At 65.5% G+C, this 13526-nt stretch carries 16 protein-coding genes; all 16 read right to left on the reverse strand.

From position 1 onward, the window contains the following. Positions 1 to 19: 19 nt before the first annotated feature. A complete protein-coding gene (locus IE88_RS0108665) occupies positions 20 to 328 on the reverse strand; it encodes a hypothetical protein (protein ID WP_031553093.1) in 309 nt (102 codons plus the stop codon). Then, a complete protein-coding gene (locus tag IE88_RS0108670) occupies positions 328 to 1113 on the reverse strand; it encodes a conjugal transfer protein TraF (protein WP_031553096.1) in 786 nt (261 codons plus the stop codon). Before IE88_RS0108670 ends, IE88_RS0108665 begins: the two co-directional genes overlap by 1 nt. Beyond that, on the reverse strand, positions 1085 to 2902 hold the full coding sequence (gene traN, locus IE88_RS0108675; RefSeq protein WP_031553099.1) for a conjugal transfer protein TraN: 1818 nt from the start codon (positions 2900 to 2902) through the stop codon (positions 1085 to 1087). The genes IE88_RS0108670 and traN overlap by 29 nt, the downstream gene beginning before the upstream one ends. Beyond that, positions 2899 to 3648: a type-F conjugative transfer system pilin assembly protein TrbC gene (trbC, locus tag IE88_RS16515; RefSeq protein WP_162178324.1), complete on the reverse strand. Its 750-nt coding sequence runs from the start codon at positions 3646 to 3648 to the stop codon at positions 2899 to 2901. The genes traN and trbC overlap by 4 nt, the downstream gene beginning before the upstream one ends. Further along, entirely contained in the window at positions 3638 to 4639 is a 1002-nt protein-coding gene (gene traU / locus IE88_RS0108685; RefSeq protein ID WP_031553102.1) for a conjugal transfer pilus assembly protein TraU, read from the reverse strand. Before traU ends, trbC begins: the two co-directional genes overlap by 11 nt. Beyond that, the gene (traW, locus tag IE88_RS0108690; RefSeq protein ID WP_031553105.1) at positions 4636 to 5253 is read right to left on the reverse strand and encodes a type-F conjugative transfer system protein TraW; all 618 of its coding nucleotides are present in this window, start codon (positions 5251 to 5253) and stop codon (positions 4636 to 4638) included. The genes traU and traW overlap by 4 nt, the downstream gene beginning before the upstream one ends. Continuing rightward, entirely contained in the window at positions 5207 to 5716 is a 510-nt protein-coding gene (locus IE88_RS0108695) for a S26 family signal peptidase (RefSeq protein WP_081871550.1), read from the reverse strand. Before IE88_RS0108695 ends, traW begins: the two co-directional genes overlap by 47 nt. After that, positions 5713 to 6237, reverse strand: a complete 525-nt coding sequence (locus tag IE88_RS0108700) for a TrbI F-type domain-containing protein (RefSeq protein ID WP_031553111.1) — start codon at positions 6235 to 6237, stop codon at positions 5713 to 5715. The genes IE88_RS0108695 and IE88_RS0108700 overlap by 4 nt, the downstream gene beginning before the upstream one ends. Next, on the reverse strand, positions 6230 to 6544 hold the full coding sequence (locus IE88_RS0108705; protein WP_156032515.1) for a hypothetical protein: 315 nt from the start codon (positions 6542 to 6544) through the stop codon (positions 6230 to 6232). The genes IE88_RS0108700 and IE88_RS0108705 overlap by 8 nt, the downstream gene beginning before the upstream one ends. Further along, positions 6531 to 9104: a type IV secretion system protein TraC gene (gene traC / locus IE88_RS0108710; protein ID WP_036766918.1), complete on the reverse strand. Its 2574-nt coding sequence runs from the start codon at positions 9102 to 9104 to the stop codon at positions 6531 to 6533. The genes IE88_RS0108705 and traC overlap by 14 nt, the downstream gene beginning before the upstream one ends. Then, positions 9094 to 9555 carry a TraV family lipoprotein gene (locus tag IE88_RS0108715; protein ID WP_031553119.1) on the reverse strand — a complete coding sequence of 154 codons (462 nt, stop codon included), beginning with the start codon at positions 9553 to 9555 and terminating at the stop codon, positions 9094 to 9096. Before IE88_RS0108715 ends, traC begins: the two co-directional genes overlap by 11 nt. Beyond that, positions 9552 to 10292 carry a DsbC family protein gene (locus IE88_RS0108720; protein ID WP_031553122.1) on the reverse strand — a complete coding sequence of 247 codons (741 nt, stop codon included), beginning with the start codon at positions 10290 to 10292 and terminating at the stop codon, positions 9552 to 9554. The genes IE88_RS0108715 and IE88_RS0108720 overlap by 4 nt, the downstream gene beginning before the upstream one ends. Positions 10293 to 10539: 247 nt before the next feature. Continuing rightward, entirely contained in the window at positions 10540 to 11796 is a 1257-nt protein-coding gene (locus tag IE88_RS0108725; RefSeq protein ID WP_051881746.1) for a TraB/VirB10 family protein, read from the reverse strand. Continuing rightward, positions 11793 to 12524 (reverse strand): type-F conjugative transfer system secretin TraK, encoded by a 732-nt coding sequence (locus IE88_RS0108730; RefSeq protein ID WP_031553127.1) that lies wholly within the window; start codon positions 12522 to 12524, stop codon positions 11793 to 11795. Before IE88_RS0108730 ends, IE88_RS0108725 begins: the two co-directional genes overlap by 4 nt. Beyond that, positions 12521 to 13120, reverse strand: a complete 600-nt coding sequence (locus IE88_RS0108735) for a type IV conjugative transfer system protein TraE (protein WP_051881747.1) — start codon at positions 13118 to 13120, stop codon at positions 12521 to 12523. The genes IE88_RS0108730 and IE88_RS0108735 overlap by 4 nt, the downstream gene beginning before the upstream one ends. 2 nt (positions 13121 to 13122) lie before the next feature. Further along, on the reverse strand, positions 13123 to 13416 hold the full coding sequence (traL, locus tag IE88_RS0108740) for a type IV conjugative transfer system protein TraL (RefSeq protein ID WP_013299199.1): 294 nt from the start codon (positions 13414 to 13416) through the stop codon (positions 13123 to 13125). Positions 13417 to 13526 lie beyond the last annotated feature (110 nt).

The raw sequence follows: 13526 nt of genomic DNA on the forward strand, positions 1-13526 counted from the left end.
GCGACAGCAGCGGTCAGTTTCAAGGCACAGCGCATGGCAGGATCTCCTCAGGTTCCAGAGTGCGTTCGCCATAGGCATCGACGAGGGCGAAGCCTTCGGCGTGGATGAAATCCGCCATGTCGCGGACACGGGCGCCGCGGCAGGCCAAGACGGCGGGGGCCAGGGACCAGAGGGCGACGAGGCGCAGGGCCCGGCGGCGGGGCAGATCGCCCTTGAGGATAAGCCGCAGCCGCGCGGCGTCCCGCTCCTCGCGCGGAATGGGCACAAGCGCGACGCCCTTGCTCGTAAGCCAGGCCTCGGCCGCAGTTTCGAGATCGAGCGGCGTCATCAATAGTCCTCCCCGGTTTCTTTCTGGGTGAGGACGAAGATCCGGTCTTCGAGTTCGGCATGGGAGACGATCCCGAAGGCGACCGGCGTGACCGCCCTCGTCTCGGTATCAAAGAGCACAAGGGCGGGCGTCGGCGAGCCGCCAAGACCGAGCCGCTCCATCTGCCCCCGATCGATCACCGCGTCGGGGAAGGACGGGTTCGGACCCCCATCGACGCTAACCGCCTTGACCGTCAGGCTGTGGGTATCGGCAAAGGCGCGCAGGATAGGCGAGAATTCCGTACACGCCGAACAGCTCGCCGCGTAGAAATAGAAGAGCCCGTAGCGGTCCTTGAGATGGGCGAGGGTTGCGCGGCGATCTTCCTTCCGCCCATCGAGCCAGGCCTGCTTGGCGATGCCGCTCACCGGCCGGAGGAGATTGTAGTCGAGGTTCGGGTCGGTCCAGAGGAGCCGCCGCCAGACGTCCGAGAAGGTGCTCGCCCGGTCCAGCTGCTCGCGCTGATAGACGATGTAGTCCCGGACCGCCGCTTCTGTGGGGCGCAGCACTGCTTCGGCGCGCAGCTCCTCGAGCCGTTCCCGCACACCCGCCATTTCCTCGGTCGCCGAGGCGCGTGCTGCCGGTGCATCGTATGTGGCGCGCTCAGGTTCCTTGGGCCGGTCGCAATAGAAATACCGCCCCAGCTGGCGCTCCGCGCAATAGAGCGAATCCTCCTGCGCCATGGCGGACGTAAGCAAGAAAGCGACGGCCAGCGCCGCCTCAGCAATTGGGCGGGCACGCATAGGCATCGATGATCCGTGTGGTGATGGCAGCAGAGGCGGCGTCGGTATCCGGCCCAACAAAGGTCTCGAGAACGCCGTCATAGAATTCCGAAAAGTCCATGAGGCTGAGATCGAGGGATTGGAACAGAGCGACAGTGTAGCCAGCGCAGTCGGGCGTTTTGGTGCTGCCCCAATCCCAGCCGACCTGCGGCCGTCCCTGCTCGTGAATGAGACGGGCAAGGACGTTATTGAAGCAGCAGAAGGTCTTGCGCTTCTTGAGGCAGATGCCGAACAGCGTCCTGTCGCTGCAATAGGTGCCGACATAGTGGCAGAGGCCGGCGGATTGCTTGTTGGCGAGCGCCCGGTCATCGGCGGAGCAGTCGAACCCGATATCGGTCAGGAACCCGTCATCGCGACAGCAATTCTGGAGCCCGGCGATCGCCTTGTCGCATTTGTGGTACTCACCGGGAAAGATGGTGAGGGTGGCTTCGTCGACATCATCCTGAAGCTGACCCATCATGGAGAGAGCCGAGACGGCTTCGGGGAACTCGTCATTCTGCGGACGGGTCAGGGTTTCGCAATCCCCATCGATGCAATAGACATCCTCTTCGCAATAACCGACCGCCCCGCCCGGTGCGCCCGCCCTCTCGCAGATATATTGATGCTCCGTTGAGCGGCATTCTCCGGTCAGGTCGTCCGTCGAGAGACAGGTCGATCCTTCAAGGATACAGCCCGTAGGTACGTCGCAATCGGTCACCTCGCCGCCCAGGCTCGAACAGGTATAGGTTCGCTCATAGGCCCAGCAGTCGCGGGTGATAACGACGCCTTCGATCGTGCGGGTCTCGGGGCCCTCCACGCAAATCTCGCTGAGGAGCGTGCAGTTCGGGTCGGCCGCATTCACGTCACAGCCGGCGCTATCCCACACCTCAACTGGGGTGCCGGGCGCCGTCCGAACGGGCGACCGGCCATCGATCAGATGGATGTCGCAGGTCGTCCGGAAGCGGCGAGGTGTGCAGATCGTGACGCCCGTCTTCCAGTCCGGGAGGCAATCGCCGCCCCCGTGAAAGGTGAGCGGGCCGCAGGACGCCTCACTGGCGAGGATTGCGCAGAAGGGCTCGGGCTCCCAGGAGAGGTCACCGTCCAGGAATGTCCACAGGCATTCGAATTCATGGCGGCTGGTGACCGTGACGTCGAGCGGGACCCGGCAGCGATCTTCGAAGCTCAGAAGCGTCTCGCCTGAATTGCAGCTGTAGCGGTAGCGTGCCCCGCCGGTGCCGCCGGAGACGGTCACGGTGCAGTCGCCATAGGTGCCGGAATATTCCGACACGATGCTGGTGGCATCGCCTTCGATGGCGAGCCCGTTGGCTGTCCAGGTCGCCAGCTCCGCCGGGGTCACCACCGGGTGGGAGACAATCGCCGTGCTGACGACCTGCCCCTCCTCATGGGTCAGGAGGGAGGTGAGCCCGGCGGATTCGAGACCTTCGGGGTTGGCGTAGTGATCCGTCTCCGCTGGATCGTCGGTGACAAAGCTCGGCACGCTGTCCGCATCGACCGTTTGCGTGGCGCCGGCTTTTACCTCTCCTTCTAGACCGGCCGCGAGGTCTTCGGCTTCCGCCTTGGCCTCGTCGCGGGTCATGTCCTGGGCGCTGACCGTGGCGGGTACGACGAGGACCAGGATGGCCCCGGCAACGCCGATGATGATCTTGGCGAAGGCCGCCGTCGCCGGCCATTTGGGAAAGGCCTGCAGCCAGAGGGTGAAGCCCGCCGCGATGGTCGAGAGGCAGCAAAGTCCTAAGGGGCAGAGATAGACGCTCATGGCTGTGCCTCCCATCGCTTGAGGGCGGCCCGCGCCTGGGGCGCCGCTTCGGTGCCCTCGGATGCCAGCGCCGACAGGGCCGTGCCCAGTGACATGTTGCCGGCGATCCGATCATGGGGCGGCGGGGGCGCGTCGCAGTCGAGACCATCGCAGTCGGGGAGTGGCGCACTCGTCGCGATGAAGGCTGGGACGTCGGTCACCGGGAAGATCCGGAAGGCCCGCGGATCGATCACCACCCCGCCCAGAAGATCCTGTCCGGCGTCGGCCCCGAGCAGTGCCCGCATGCGGCTGGCGGTCTCCTTGAGCGAACCGCCCACGAAACCCTGAAGCAGCACCGGCACTTGGGCCCGGTGCGCGTCGAGCACCAGCTGACGGAGACTTTGCTCGGGCATCGAAAAGCTGACGAAGACGAGGACGCCAGCAGGGCTCGACGCCTCCTGCCGCGCGGCACCGATCGCACCGGCATCGGCGACCATCGCGTCGAGGTTAAGCGGATCGCTCGCGACGGCGGATGCAGTCGTCTCGACCCGTCGTCCGTGAACGGAATCGGTGAGCGCCCTCGCCTCCTCGGCATAGGCCTCGGCCCGAGCGGCGACTTCAGCTGCGAAAGCCGCCGCTTGAGCTTCGGCGTCGCGAACCGCCTCTTCGATCGTCTTCTGATCGATCCCATCCTGCGCCTGAGACGGAGTCGCCGATATCAGGAGCGAGACGGAGAAAATGGCCATCCCTATCCGGTCAGAAGACACAGCAATTCTCCTTCTGCCAGACGAGAAAGCCGTAATCCTCGCCGATCACCGGGATGGTCTTGCCGATCTCGTAGAGGACGTTGGAGGCGCCCAGCGTGGGGCAGGCCCAGCGGCCGGCGACGTTCGGCACTGGATTGACCAGCTGAAGTCGGTATTCGGACTTCTTGATCATCGGGTTCGGCCAGTTCTGGCAGACATGGCCGGAGCCCGAATGCTGCCAGCCGGTCCCCTGGCGATGCAGCTTGTAGAGGAAACGCTCGGCGGCGAGGCTCGCGCCTTGGACATGGCCGTATTCAGCGGCGATATTGCCGTTCATCGGATACATGGAGCCATGGCACCCGGCGCACCAAAAGAGCTGATCCACCGGGAGATGAGCCGAGGCGGCGACACAATCGGCGGCGCAGGCCGCCTGGGCGATGGGGTTGGCGAAGACGACCGCTTCGGGGTTGAGGAGAAAGGTCAGTTCGTCATTGTTCCAGAGGGGATCGATCTCGGTCAGATAGAGAAGATCGAAATCCGCCGTCTGCATGCACCCGAAATCCGTGAGGAGTTCGAGCCAATAGATCAGCGGATACATGTAGTAATGGACGTGCCAGGAGCCGACATCGTCCTCATTGTCGGACTGACCTGAGGACTTCGCACCGATGGAGAGGCCAACGTCGATCCGTGTGCCGCCGAGATTGGCGAAGCAATAGGGCTTCTTGGTGACGTCCATCAGCCGGACGGGCTCCCAATAGCCGATGGAAAGCCCGATGCGGACAAAGGGCGGCAACGGGATCGGACAGGTGCAGATGGGGCTCGGCGGGTTGGCCGTGTCGGGCCGCGAGGACGGCCAGATCGGTACGGCGCCCAAGGAAATCGGGAAGAGACACGACCAGCAGATATCCGTGATCGGATTGACGAAGGTGCCGCCGCAGGTGGGAGCATCGGCGCGCGCCGGAGGCGTCATAAGGCACGCGATCGCCGCGATGATGAGAGCCGGCCGCCTCATGGCATCACCTCCTCGACGAGAAGCAGGTTGCCATCGCGGGACACCCGGGCAGGAACTTGCGTGATGCCGAAGCGAGTGGTCAGCGTCCCGCCCTGGTCGAAGAACACCTGCCGTTCCCAGTCCCGGGTCAGCTCGAGCACCGGTCCGGCAACGAGGATGGGGGAGACAAGCGTCCCTCGTTCGTGAAGCCCCTCCTTCGCCCAAGCGACCTGCCCAGCGTCATCGCCGTCGAAGAAGAGAAGCGTGTGCCGCATCGGCATATAGTCGAGCGGATTGAACCGCTCTCCGGCCCGTGCGATGACCTGACCGTCCGGCGTGACGATATCGTCGAGCACCGTGATCGTCGGGTCGACATGGAAGCGGCGCGGGGTGTCCGTCCGGGTCAGGCCGGGCACGGGTGACGGTCGCTCGGCGGAAGCCAAGGCTTGCTGACGGAGCCTCTCATTGATCCGATCGATCGCGCCCGCCGCCTCGAGCCGCGCGAGCTTGCCGGCAATCTCGGCGAAAAGATCGGGCTCGGTCACGGGGAACACAGCACCCCTTACGCCGAGATCCTTGGCCGCTGCCTCAGAAGAGAGGGCGAGCCACGCCGCGAACGCGATCGCGCGGTACATAGCCAATCTCCTGATAGCGAGAGTCGAAGGAATCCTTGTGGGGTGTCAGGACGAAATAATGCCCGTCCGGCACCACCCCGCAGGGGCCGAGATGGAGGATATCGCCGGCCTGGCTCACCTCCTTGGCGAGGGCGATCTCACGGCCCTCAAAGAAGAAGCGGCGGCCCTCGCAGGTGATGAGATCGCCGGGTCCCGCCACCACCTGCTTCACGAAGGCGATGTGGTCGTAATACGGATTTTCCGGCGGCCAGAAGTCGATATAGTCGCCAATGTCCGGCTCAGCCCGCTCGTCGACGATGAAGGCCCAGAAGGGCAGCGACTCCGTCCAATTGATCGAGACATACCAGCCGCGGTCCCAGGCCAGCGCGGCTCTGATCACAGCGAGGAGGACAAGCAGCAAGGCCAGCAGCCCGAGCTGCAGCCAACGCTGTTTGGCTTTCATCCGGCTTGGCAGCGTTCTCATGGTCTTTCCTCCGCTGGCGGACGGAGATTGGCGGCAACGGCCAGCGCATCGAGATCGCGCTCCATGCCCTGAAGAAGCCCTGTGGCCCCAGCGCCCTCATAGGACGGCGGCAGGGCGCCCCGACGCGCGGCGAGATCCGCCGCATGGGCACGGGCCCGCAGGCGCACCTCCTCGGTGAAGTCGGGGACCTGCGCGCCAAGGACCGCTTCCGACGCAAGAACGATCACGCCCTCTTCCGCAGCGAGTTCGCCAATCGCCAGGTCGAGAGCGCGGGAAAATTCCGCCGTACGGGTCTCCGCCTCGAAGGGCGTCACCTCCGGGCCGATGGTCGAGAGCATGTGTTCCTGGACCAGCGACCGCAGGGACACCGAGATGAAGACCGGCGGATCGGGCTGACGCAGCGCAAGGGTCAGGGCTGCGGCGCTCAGCGCGATCGAGACAGCCACACCGGCGAACGCCAGACGCCGGGTAAACTTATCCATCTCCCGGATGACGATGGCAGGCAGCGTCGCATCAACCATGACGCGCCCTCCTCTTGGTCATCCGATCGACCTGGCGGACGATCAGCACGCTCGTCAGATTGATCAGAAAAACAAGCGTCAGGAACTGCGTGAACGCGCGCTGGCGATCCGGCTCAGCGCTCAGCATGCGGCCGGTATAGTTCTCGACGAAGATCGCCGTCGAATGGGCATTCAACCCGTTCAGCAGCAAGACCAGCAGCACCATCAGTCCGAAGGCAAGCAGCACCGCATGCAGCCCTTCGCCAAGGACGCTTCCGGTCACGCGGCGCACGCGGCGGAGGTGTCGGCCCAACTCATTTCGCCGCATGGCGCACCTCCTTGTCGCGATGGCGGAAGGCGACGCGCTCGACGGCCTCCGCCACGGTGAGGCCCTGGACTTCCAGCGCCTCAATCTCGGCAAAGGTGCGGGCGTCGGAGGAGAAGAGCGTCGCCGAGAAGGGATCGAGGACCAGCCGGCCCACATGGCGGCCATGGGGTCCCATGATCAGCATCTCGGAATATTCGCCTGCGGACACCGACAGGGAACGGATGATGTCGGCGGTGTGCTCGTCGATCGACAGGCGCTCGGATTTCAGGACCTGGGCAATCGCCTCGGGCTTCAGTTTGAGAACGATGCACCAGTCGGAGTTCTCAAAGGCGGCCTTGGCTCCTTCGGTGCGGTAATAGTCGTCGATCCCTTGGGTGCCGGTGATGATGGCGCCGCCATATTTGCGGCAGCGACGGGCGAACCCCGCGATGAACTCACCGGCAGCCCCGCGCCCGAGAAGCGCCCAGGCCTCGTCGATGACCAGCGCCATCTTCTCGCGCCGGTCCGCCATCATGCGCTGATTGATGAGAAACATGAGCGCCAGCATGACCACGGCGCGGAGCTCGGGCTTGGCTTCGAGATCCTTCATCTCGAAGACCGCCAGCGGGTTGTCGATGACGAGGCTCGCCTCGCCGTTGAAGAAGGGACCGTAGAGCCCGGCCGTCGTGTAAGGACGAAGGGCGTTGGCGAGCTTCACCCCTTCGGCGCCCTGCTCCTTCAGCGCCGCGGCGACAGCGTCGATCCCGGCACGGATGCCCCTCGCCTTCCAGACCTCGGCGACCGCGCCATCGATAAGACCCCGCTCTTCGGCCGTGGCGCGCTCCTCGCCCTTCGCCATCTGTTCGATCATGGCGCGGACGAGGGTCAGGCTTTCGGTGGCGTAGTCGCCGTCTTCCTTCGCCTTCCGCTCATCGAGCAGCGAGAACGGGTTAAGGCAGACATCGGCTTCGAGGGTGAACTTCACATGGCGTCCGCCAAGCGCCTCGCACATATGCTTGAAGCTCTCGCCATCATCGATGACGGTGACATTGGTTCCTGCGCCTCTCAGCCCGGTCACCAGTTCCTGCATCAGGACCGATTTGCCGGACCCGGAGGATCCGATGATCGCGACATTGTGGTTGCCCGCCCCCTGATTGCCGAAGGGCGACCAGAAGAAGGGCTGGCCCCGCCGCCCCAGAAGCATGAGGTCCGGGGTCGACATGCCGAGATATTCGCCCTGGAGCGGCGCAATCTGGACGCAGGTGTCGGTGACCATGAAGCGAAGACGCCGAAGCTTCTGAAGGTCTGCGCCGAGCCCGTCGGCTAAGGTCAGGGGCAGACAGGCGCCCAAGGTCTGGGTGGCGACGAACCGGTCCTTGGCGAGTTCCCACCCCATACCGCGATAGAGGGAGCGGACGGCCCGCTCGGCGGCTTCGGCTTCACCCTCGGGTGCCACCATGATCAGGAAAGATCCGGCGCGCACGAGCCTTGCGCCATCGCGCACCCGCTCGCGGACCCATTTCCAGTCGTCAGCCTTGTCTTTGAGCTCGGGCAGGAAGCGGACCATATTGGTGGCCGCCTGCTGCTCCGCCCGCCCGAACTTTGCTGCCGCGAGATCGTTCGAGCTCTCCTTCGAGCCAAACGCGATAGCGAGGCAGGAGAGGACCGGACAGGGAAGCCGCAACTGATCATTGAGCGGATGGCCGATGGCAAGGGCCATCCCGCCCTGGTCAAAGCGCTCGGGGAACTTCCGCGCCGAAAAGGCCCGCACATCGAAGCGCCCAGTGCGGTAGTCCTCGAGCTGGGTGGTACCCGGCGCCTCGAAGGGGGACCGGTCGGCCGGGGAGATGGTCTCGAAGAGGAGGCGTTCAGCCTCCACCCGGAGGCTCGTGTCGGGCCTGACGATCTGCCGGTCGAGGAGTTCGGCCGGATCGTAGCCAGCGCTTGCCCGTGTCACCGCGAATTGCGGGTTGAGGACATCGTCGAGGAAGCGGATCAGACCGTCCGGCGCGACAGCCCGTGAGGCGACGCCCAAGGATTTGAGGGCCTGGGCGACATTGCTCCGGAGCCCCTCGAGCTGGTGGCGCACCTCTGGTGACGCATCGCCCTCCACGCCCAAGGCGACGAACACCCGGAACTGCCGGGCGAGGAAGGGGGCGTGGGCGGACAAGGAGCGGAAGGCGCCGCGGCGCAGATGATCGACCCGGTGGAGGGCCAGCGTTTTGAAGACACCGGCCTCGCCGCCCCTGGCCGTCGCCCAGCTATCGAGGACCGGTCCAATCCGCGGACTCGCCCAATTGAGGATCTGAAGATAGGCATTATCCGGAATGCCGTCGGAGAACATCTCGGCCAGCACCGAGACCACGGTCTCATCGGCGCCCAGGAAAGGCACGATCTCCAGAATCCATCCCGTCGACGCGGCATTGAGGTAGAGCGCCTTCTCTTCGTCCCAGAGCCGGTAGGGCAGCATTTCCGAGAGCCGGTCGAGGCTGGTCTCGCGGCGGACGCCATCGAAGAGCGAGCCTTCGCCCGTCAGCGCCGCACCGAAGCGATTGATGAGACCGAGCGGATCAGTCGTCATGATCCCCTCCTTCGGAGGCGAGCCGCGTGCGCGGCTCCGTCGGCAGCGGCGCGGTCGCGGCAATGGAGGTGGGCTCCGGCCTGGCGACCGGCGTGCGCGCCCATCCCCCCGTGCTCATGACGGCATAGATCACCCGGCTCGCATGATAGTGGCCATGGGCGTCGATCATCGGAGCCAGGACGATCCGCGCCACCTCATCCCCGGTGCGGGTCAGGGTCATGCCGTCCTCTTCCAGGCCGACGGTGACGAGGGGTGAGGACGGTGTGGCGCGGCCACGGATCGGCAACGGCCCGGTCTCGCCAATTACGCTGCGGTCGATCGCGGCGATGTCGGCGCAGACGCCATCGACCCGCGGACAGCTCCAGGTGCCGGCAACATTCTCAAGGCGCATCGTGCTGGAACAGCCTGTCACAGCGAGAGCGAAAAGCGGGATGATCAGGGCACGGGTCATTGGACCGTCTCCTCCGCCTGCCCTTCGGCGATCCAGGCGCGCAAGGTCTCAATGTCGCGGAAGCCGGCCGTCACCGCGCCGTCAGGCCTTAAGAAGGTCGGCGTGCCGGTGAGACCGATGCGCTGGGCCGCTTCTCTCGCCGGCGCGACGATATCCCAGTCACAGCTCCCGGCAGGAAGGCTGCGCGAGGCATAGTAGGCCGCGAGCGCCGCTTCGGGATCCTCCGCGCAGCCGATGGCGCGGCTTGGGCCTTCCGACTGCGCCATGCCCAAAAGGAACTCATGGGCTTCGATATCCGGGGCGTCGTACAGCGCCGCCGAGAGGCGCTGGCAGTAGCCGCAATGGAGGTCGGAGAAGACAGCGACCTTCAGCGCACCGCCTTCATTGCGAACAATGGCGCTGTCCCAGGGAAGGTCAGCCCAGGCGAGTCCGACGGCGGGCGCCCCCTCAGTGTCAGCGGACGGCGCGAGCACGGCGAGGGTCCGCGCGGTCAGATCGGTCTTGGCCTCAAGATCATAGACCCGGCCGATAAAGGCATGGCGCACCGCCTCGTCGACATAGAAGACCGTTCGGCCGGCGGTGACCTGGCAGAGCGGGCCGAAGCCCTCGCAGTCCACGGTATCGACCGCCGTATCGGCGAAACGCTCTGCGACCTTGTCCCGAACGTCCGGCGTCTCCTGCGCGAGGCCCGGCGAGGCGAGCGTCACCGCAGCGATCATCATACCGCTTACGGACATATTGTGTCCTAACCTTCCCATTCGATCCTCCATCCTCTTGAAGTGTAAGCAGCGACCACGACGGTCGCGCCGCGGTGGAAGGCGCGCTGCACATCGGCAGGCGCGGGGCCTTGCCGACCGAGCCAAATGATGAAGGCGCCCATGAGGGGTTGCAGAATGCGCCGGACGGGCCCGGGCGTGGGGAGCGGGCGCCCGGTGGGGGCATGGCCGACCGGCGCATTCTGCAATGGGGTGAGACGGAGGCGGATCATTGCGGCCCCCGCGCATAAAAGCCGGACAGGAAGACGATCTCGACATCGATGCCGGTCGGCATCTCGATCACCGGCTGGTACTGCTCGGCGCGATCGATGAGGTAGTCGGAGACCGTGTCGGCCGCCGTGGCGAGCCCTTCGCCAAAGCCGCCGGCGGTAATCTCCCCGGCCGACAGATTGTCCTGACCGATAATGGTCGATCCGCCCGCGGTTCCGGCCGCGAAGATCTGATCCGTGTTGCGCGCTATGCCGCGGCCAAAGCCGCCAACGACGCCAGCCACGAGCGCCTTGGAGACAATGTCCCCTTCCCGCGAGACCACCCGGCCCCGCACCCCGACTTTGCCGAGCTGGGCAATGTACCCTTCGACCGGGCTTTCGGCGACTTCGCCGTCACCCCGGTCACAGGTGATCTTCTGGAGCTTCACATAGACCCGCTCGGAGGAAAGCTCCGCATGGGCCGCCCCATTGACGAGACAGCCGGTGAGATCGACGTCCAGTTGGCGTCCGTTCTGCAGCACCGAGCGCGCTGGTCCGGTAATCCGCAAGAGGACGGGCTTGGGATCAGCGGAAAGACGGACGCCGGTCGACATATCGACGCCCACCAGCACATGGGCCGGGGCATAGGCATTGGGCGGGACGTAATCGCCCTCATCGAGCCGGAACACCGCGGGCTCGAGGACCCGTGTGTCGAGGGCTTCCGTCGCCGCCGCGAACTGCAGGATCTGCACGGTTCGCGGGATGACCGGCTCGACGCTCAAGGGTTGGGGCGCCGCGCCCGAAGGCAGGACGCCCCGCCGCCCGAAGGGATCGCCGATGGCAGAGGGTTCGGACGTCGGCAACCCCAAGGCGGGTTCGGTGCGGGCGCTGACCGAGGCAACGCGGCCCGCCATGTCCTCCACCATGGCGGCGGCATCGTCGCGGGTCTTCTGGAGGTCGGCGCGGGTCGCGGCGAGTTCGAGGTCGCGGGAGCGCAGGGCCTCCTTGAGGGATGTGTTGTCGGCCTCGAGCCGGGAGATGGCGCCCTCGACGGCGGCAAGCCTTGTCCCGGTTTCGGAAAGAAAATCGTCCGCCATGCCGGGCGGGTTGATGACGTCGGTCATCGCTTTGCGCCGCCGCAGATCCTCCGCACGGGATTGATTGTCGGCCCCGTCACCCGAGAAGACCCAGACACTAGCCGCCGCGACGGCGGCCGCCCCGGCGCCGTACATCAGGAGCCGCTGCCGGGTGAGGCGCTTCTTGTTCTCCTCGCTCATGGCTGCCCCCGATCGACGATGAGAACGGGGACGGACGCGCCGGGACCGAGAACACGGGGTCCCTTGATGGTGACTGCCACAACGCCCGGCGCCAGGAACAGGCTTTCCTCGACCGTCACATCGCCGCGGCTCGGATTGCGGACAATCAGCAAACGACCCTGCAGCGCCTCGCCTTCATAGGTCGCCCGGACCGCGAGGCGCAGCGTCCCGGCGGCCCGCTCGCGAACAACCGGCCGCTTGATCTCATAGCCGTCGAGCAGCGCACCGGCCCACATGGCGCGGGTCAGGGCGACCACAGCCTCATCGAGCGACGTTTCAGAAAGGGCCTGTTCCGTCTGGCGACGGGCAAGGTCGGGGTTTCGCACCTCGATCTGGGTGGACGGCGTCGCCTTGGCCGCAAGCTCGACCTGATAAGTGTATCCTGCCCGCGTGGTCACGAAGAAGCTCGCCGCGCCGATGGCCTCGCCCTGGCGGGGCAGCCGACCGAGGGTCAGATAGAGATCCCCCGTGGCGGGCTCGTGCTGGATCGAGAACCCGGCCCCCTCTCCGCCTTCGGCCATCTGGACCGACGCGGCGGCATCGCTCGTGAAACGCAGCCGCGTGATCCCGCTGGCGCTCATATAGCCGGTGACGACACCGCCATCACTTGCTTCGACGATTTGTTGGGCGTGGGCCGCCGCGCTCAGACAAGCGGCACTGGCGAGGGAGATGAGGAGCATCCGGATCATCTTGTCGTCTCCGCTTTGGTAAGCGGCGCCTTCGGCGCCCGCGCCTCGTCTGCCGTGATGGGATAGAAGTCCTCGAGCCAGAGCCGCATGGCCTCGAAGCGCCAGTCAGCGGCGTAAAGCGCAGGCTCGGAGGAGACCCGCTCGGGGCCCAGATAGGTGTGAAGCTCGCCGCGGATTTCGGAATAGAGCGTCAGCGGATCGACATAGATCTCCGCCGGATAGAAGACCGTCGCCGTCTTGGTGGCGATCAACCGCCGTTCGGTCTCCATCAGCGCCGACTCGATCTCGCCATGGGTCGAGGGGTGCGCGAGGCGGAGAATGTTCTCCCGGAAGTAGGAGAGATTATGGGGGTGCCGGTTGAGGAACAGCCCGGCCACGTCGCGGGTGACCTGTTCAAGATATTCAGGGGACGGTGCACGGGCGCTGAGGGCCGTATCGGACAGCAGCGTCGGCGTCAGGATGACATGCCGGTCGCGCGTCGCGATGAGATAGGTCTGAAGAAGGCCCGTGACGCCGAGGAGCAGCGTGAAGACAGCCAGGACGTTCCGTTGGCGGAGGGCCGTCTTGAGGCGGGTATAGGAGACGTTCGTGTCCATGGTCAGCCCGCCAGGTCCCGCTTGTAGGACGACAAGGTCCGCTTGAAGGCGAAGAGGCTTGAGGGCAGCACCCAATAGGCAGCGTATCGCAAGAGGTTGAGGCTCTCGCCCTTCTTGAACTTCTTGAGCGCCCAGACACCGACAAAGCCGGCGAGGATCCCTTCGACGAAGCGCGACAGGACGATCCCGAGCATGAAGCCGCCGATCAGGACGATAAATTCGTCGATCGTCCAGAAGGCGAGCTTTTCAGGCTCGTCGAGGGTCGCCGGGATACGGGTTCTGTCCGTCTGCGCCATGATGTTTGCTGCCGGATGCCGGATGTCGGATCGAGCACGCCCCCTCTGCCATCTGGCCTGGCGCCCTCTTTGCTTTCCGAGATGAAGCGTCCGATCTCGCTCCTTTGGTT

This window comes from Parvularcula oceani (genome assembly GCF_000733125.1).
Classification (GTDB): Bacteria; Pseudomonadota; Alphaproteobacteria; order Caulobacterales; family Parvularculaceae; genus Parvularcula; species Parvularcula oceani.

What these genes read in the sequence shown, in the direction of transcription:
- IE88_RS0108665 (WP_031553093.1), bottom strand. Translation starts at nt 328, where the DNA reads ATGACGCCGCTCGATCTCGAAACTGCGGCCGAGGCCTGGCTTACGAGC.
- IE88_RS0108670 (WP_031553096.1), bottom strand. Translation starts at nt 1,113, where the DNA reads ATGCCTATGCGTGCCCGCCCAATTGCTGAGGCGGCGCTGGCCGTCGCT.
- traN (WP_031553099.1), bottom strand. Translation starts at nt 2,902, where the DNA reads ATGAGCGTCTATCTCTGCCCCTTAGGACTTTGCTGCCTCTCGACCATC.
- traU (WP_031553102.1), bottom strand. Translation starts at nt 4,639, where the DNA reads ATGAGGCGGCCGGCTCTCATCATCGCGGCGATCGCGTGCCTTATGACG.
- traW (WP_031553105.1), bottom strand. Translation starts at nt 5,253, where the DNA reads ATGTACCGCGCGATCGCGTTCGCGGCGTGGCTCGCCCTCTCTTCTGAG.
- IE88_RS0108695 (WP_081871550.1), bottom strand. Translation starts at nt 5,716, where the DNA reads ATGAGAACGCTGCCAAGCCGGATGAAAGCCAAACAGCGTTGGCTGCAG.
- IE88_RS0108700 (WP_031553111.1), bottom strand. Translation starts at nt 6,237, where the DNA reads ATGGTTGATGCGACGCTGCCTGCCATCGTCATCCGGGAGATGGATAAG.
- IE88_RS0108705 (WP_156032515.1), bottom strand. Translation starts at nt 6,544, where the DNA reads ATGCGGCGAAATGAGTTGGGCCGACACCTCCGCCGCGTGCGCCGCGTG.
- traC (WP_036766918.1), bottom strand. Translation starts at nt 9,104, where the DNA reads ATGACGACTGATCCGCTCGGTCTCATCAATCGCTTCGGTGCGGCGCTG.
- IE88_RS0108715 (WP_031553119.1), bottom strand. Translation starts at nt 9,555, where the DNA reads ATGACCCGTGCCCTGATCATCCCGCTTTTCGCTCTCGCTGTGACAGGC.
- IE88_RS0108720 (WP_031553122.1), bottom strand. Translation starts at nt 10,292, where the DNA reads ATGTCCGTAAGCGGTATGATGATCGCTGCGGTGACGCTCGCCTCGCCG.
- IE88_RS0108725 (WP_051881746.1), bottom strand. Translation starts at nt 11,796, where the DNA reads ATGAGCGAGGAGAACAAGAAGCGCCTCACCCGGCAGCGGCTCCTGATG.
- IE88_RS0108730 (WP_031553127.1), bottom strand. Translation starts at nt 12,524, where the DNA reads ATGATCCGGATGCTCCTCATCTCCCTCGCCAGTGCCGCTTGTCTGAGC.
- IE88_RS0108735 (WP_051881747.1), bottom strand. Translation starts at nt 13,120, where the DNA reads ATGGACACGAACGTCTCCTATACCCGCCTCAAGACGGCCCTCCGCCAA.
- traL (WP_013299199.1), bottom strand. Translation starts at nt 13,416, where the DNA reads ATGGCGCAGACGGACAGAACCCGTATCCCGGCGACCCTCGACGAGCCT.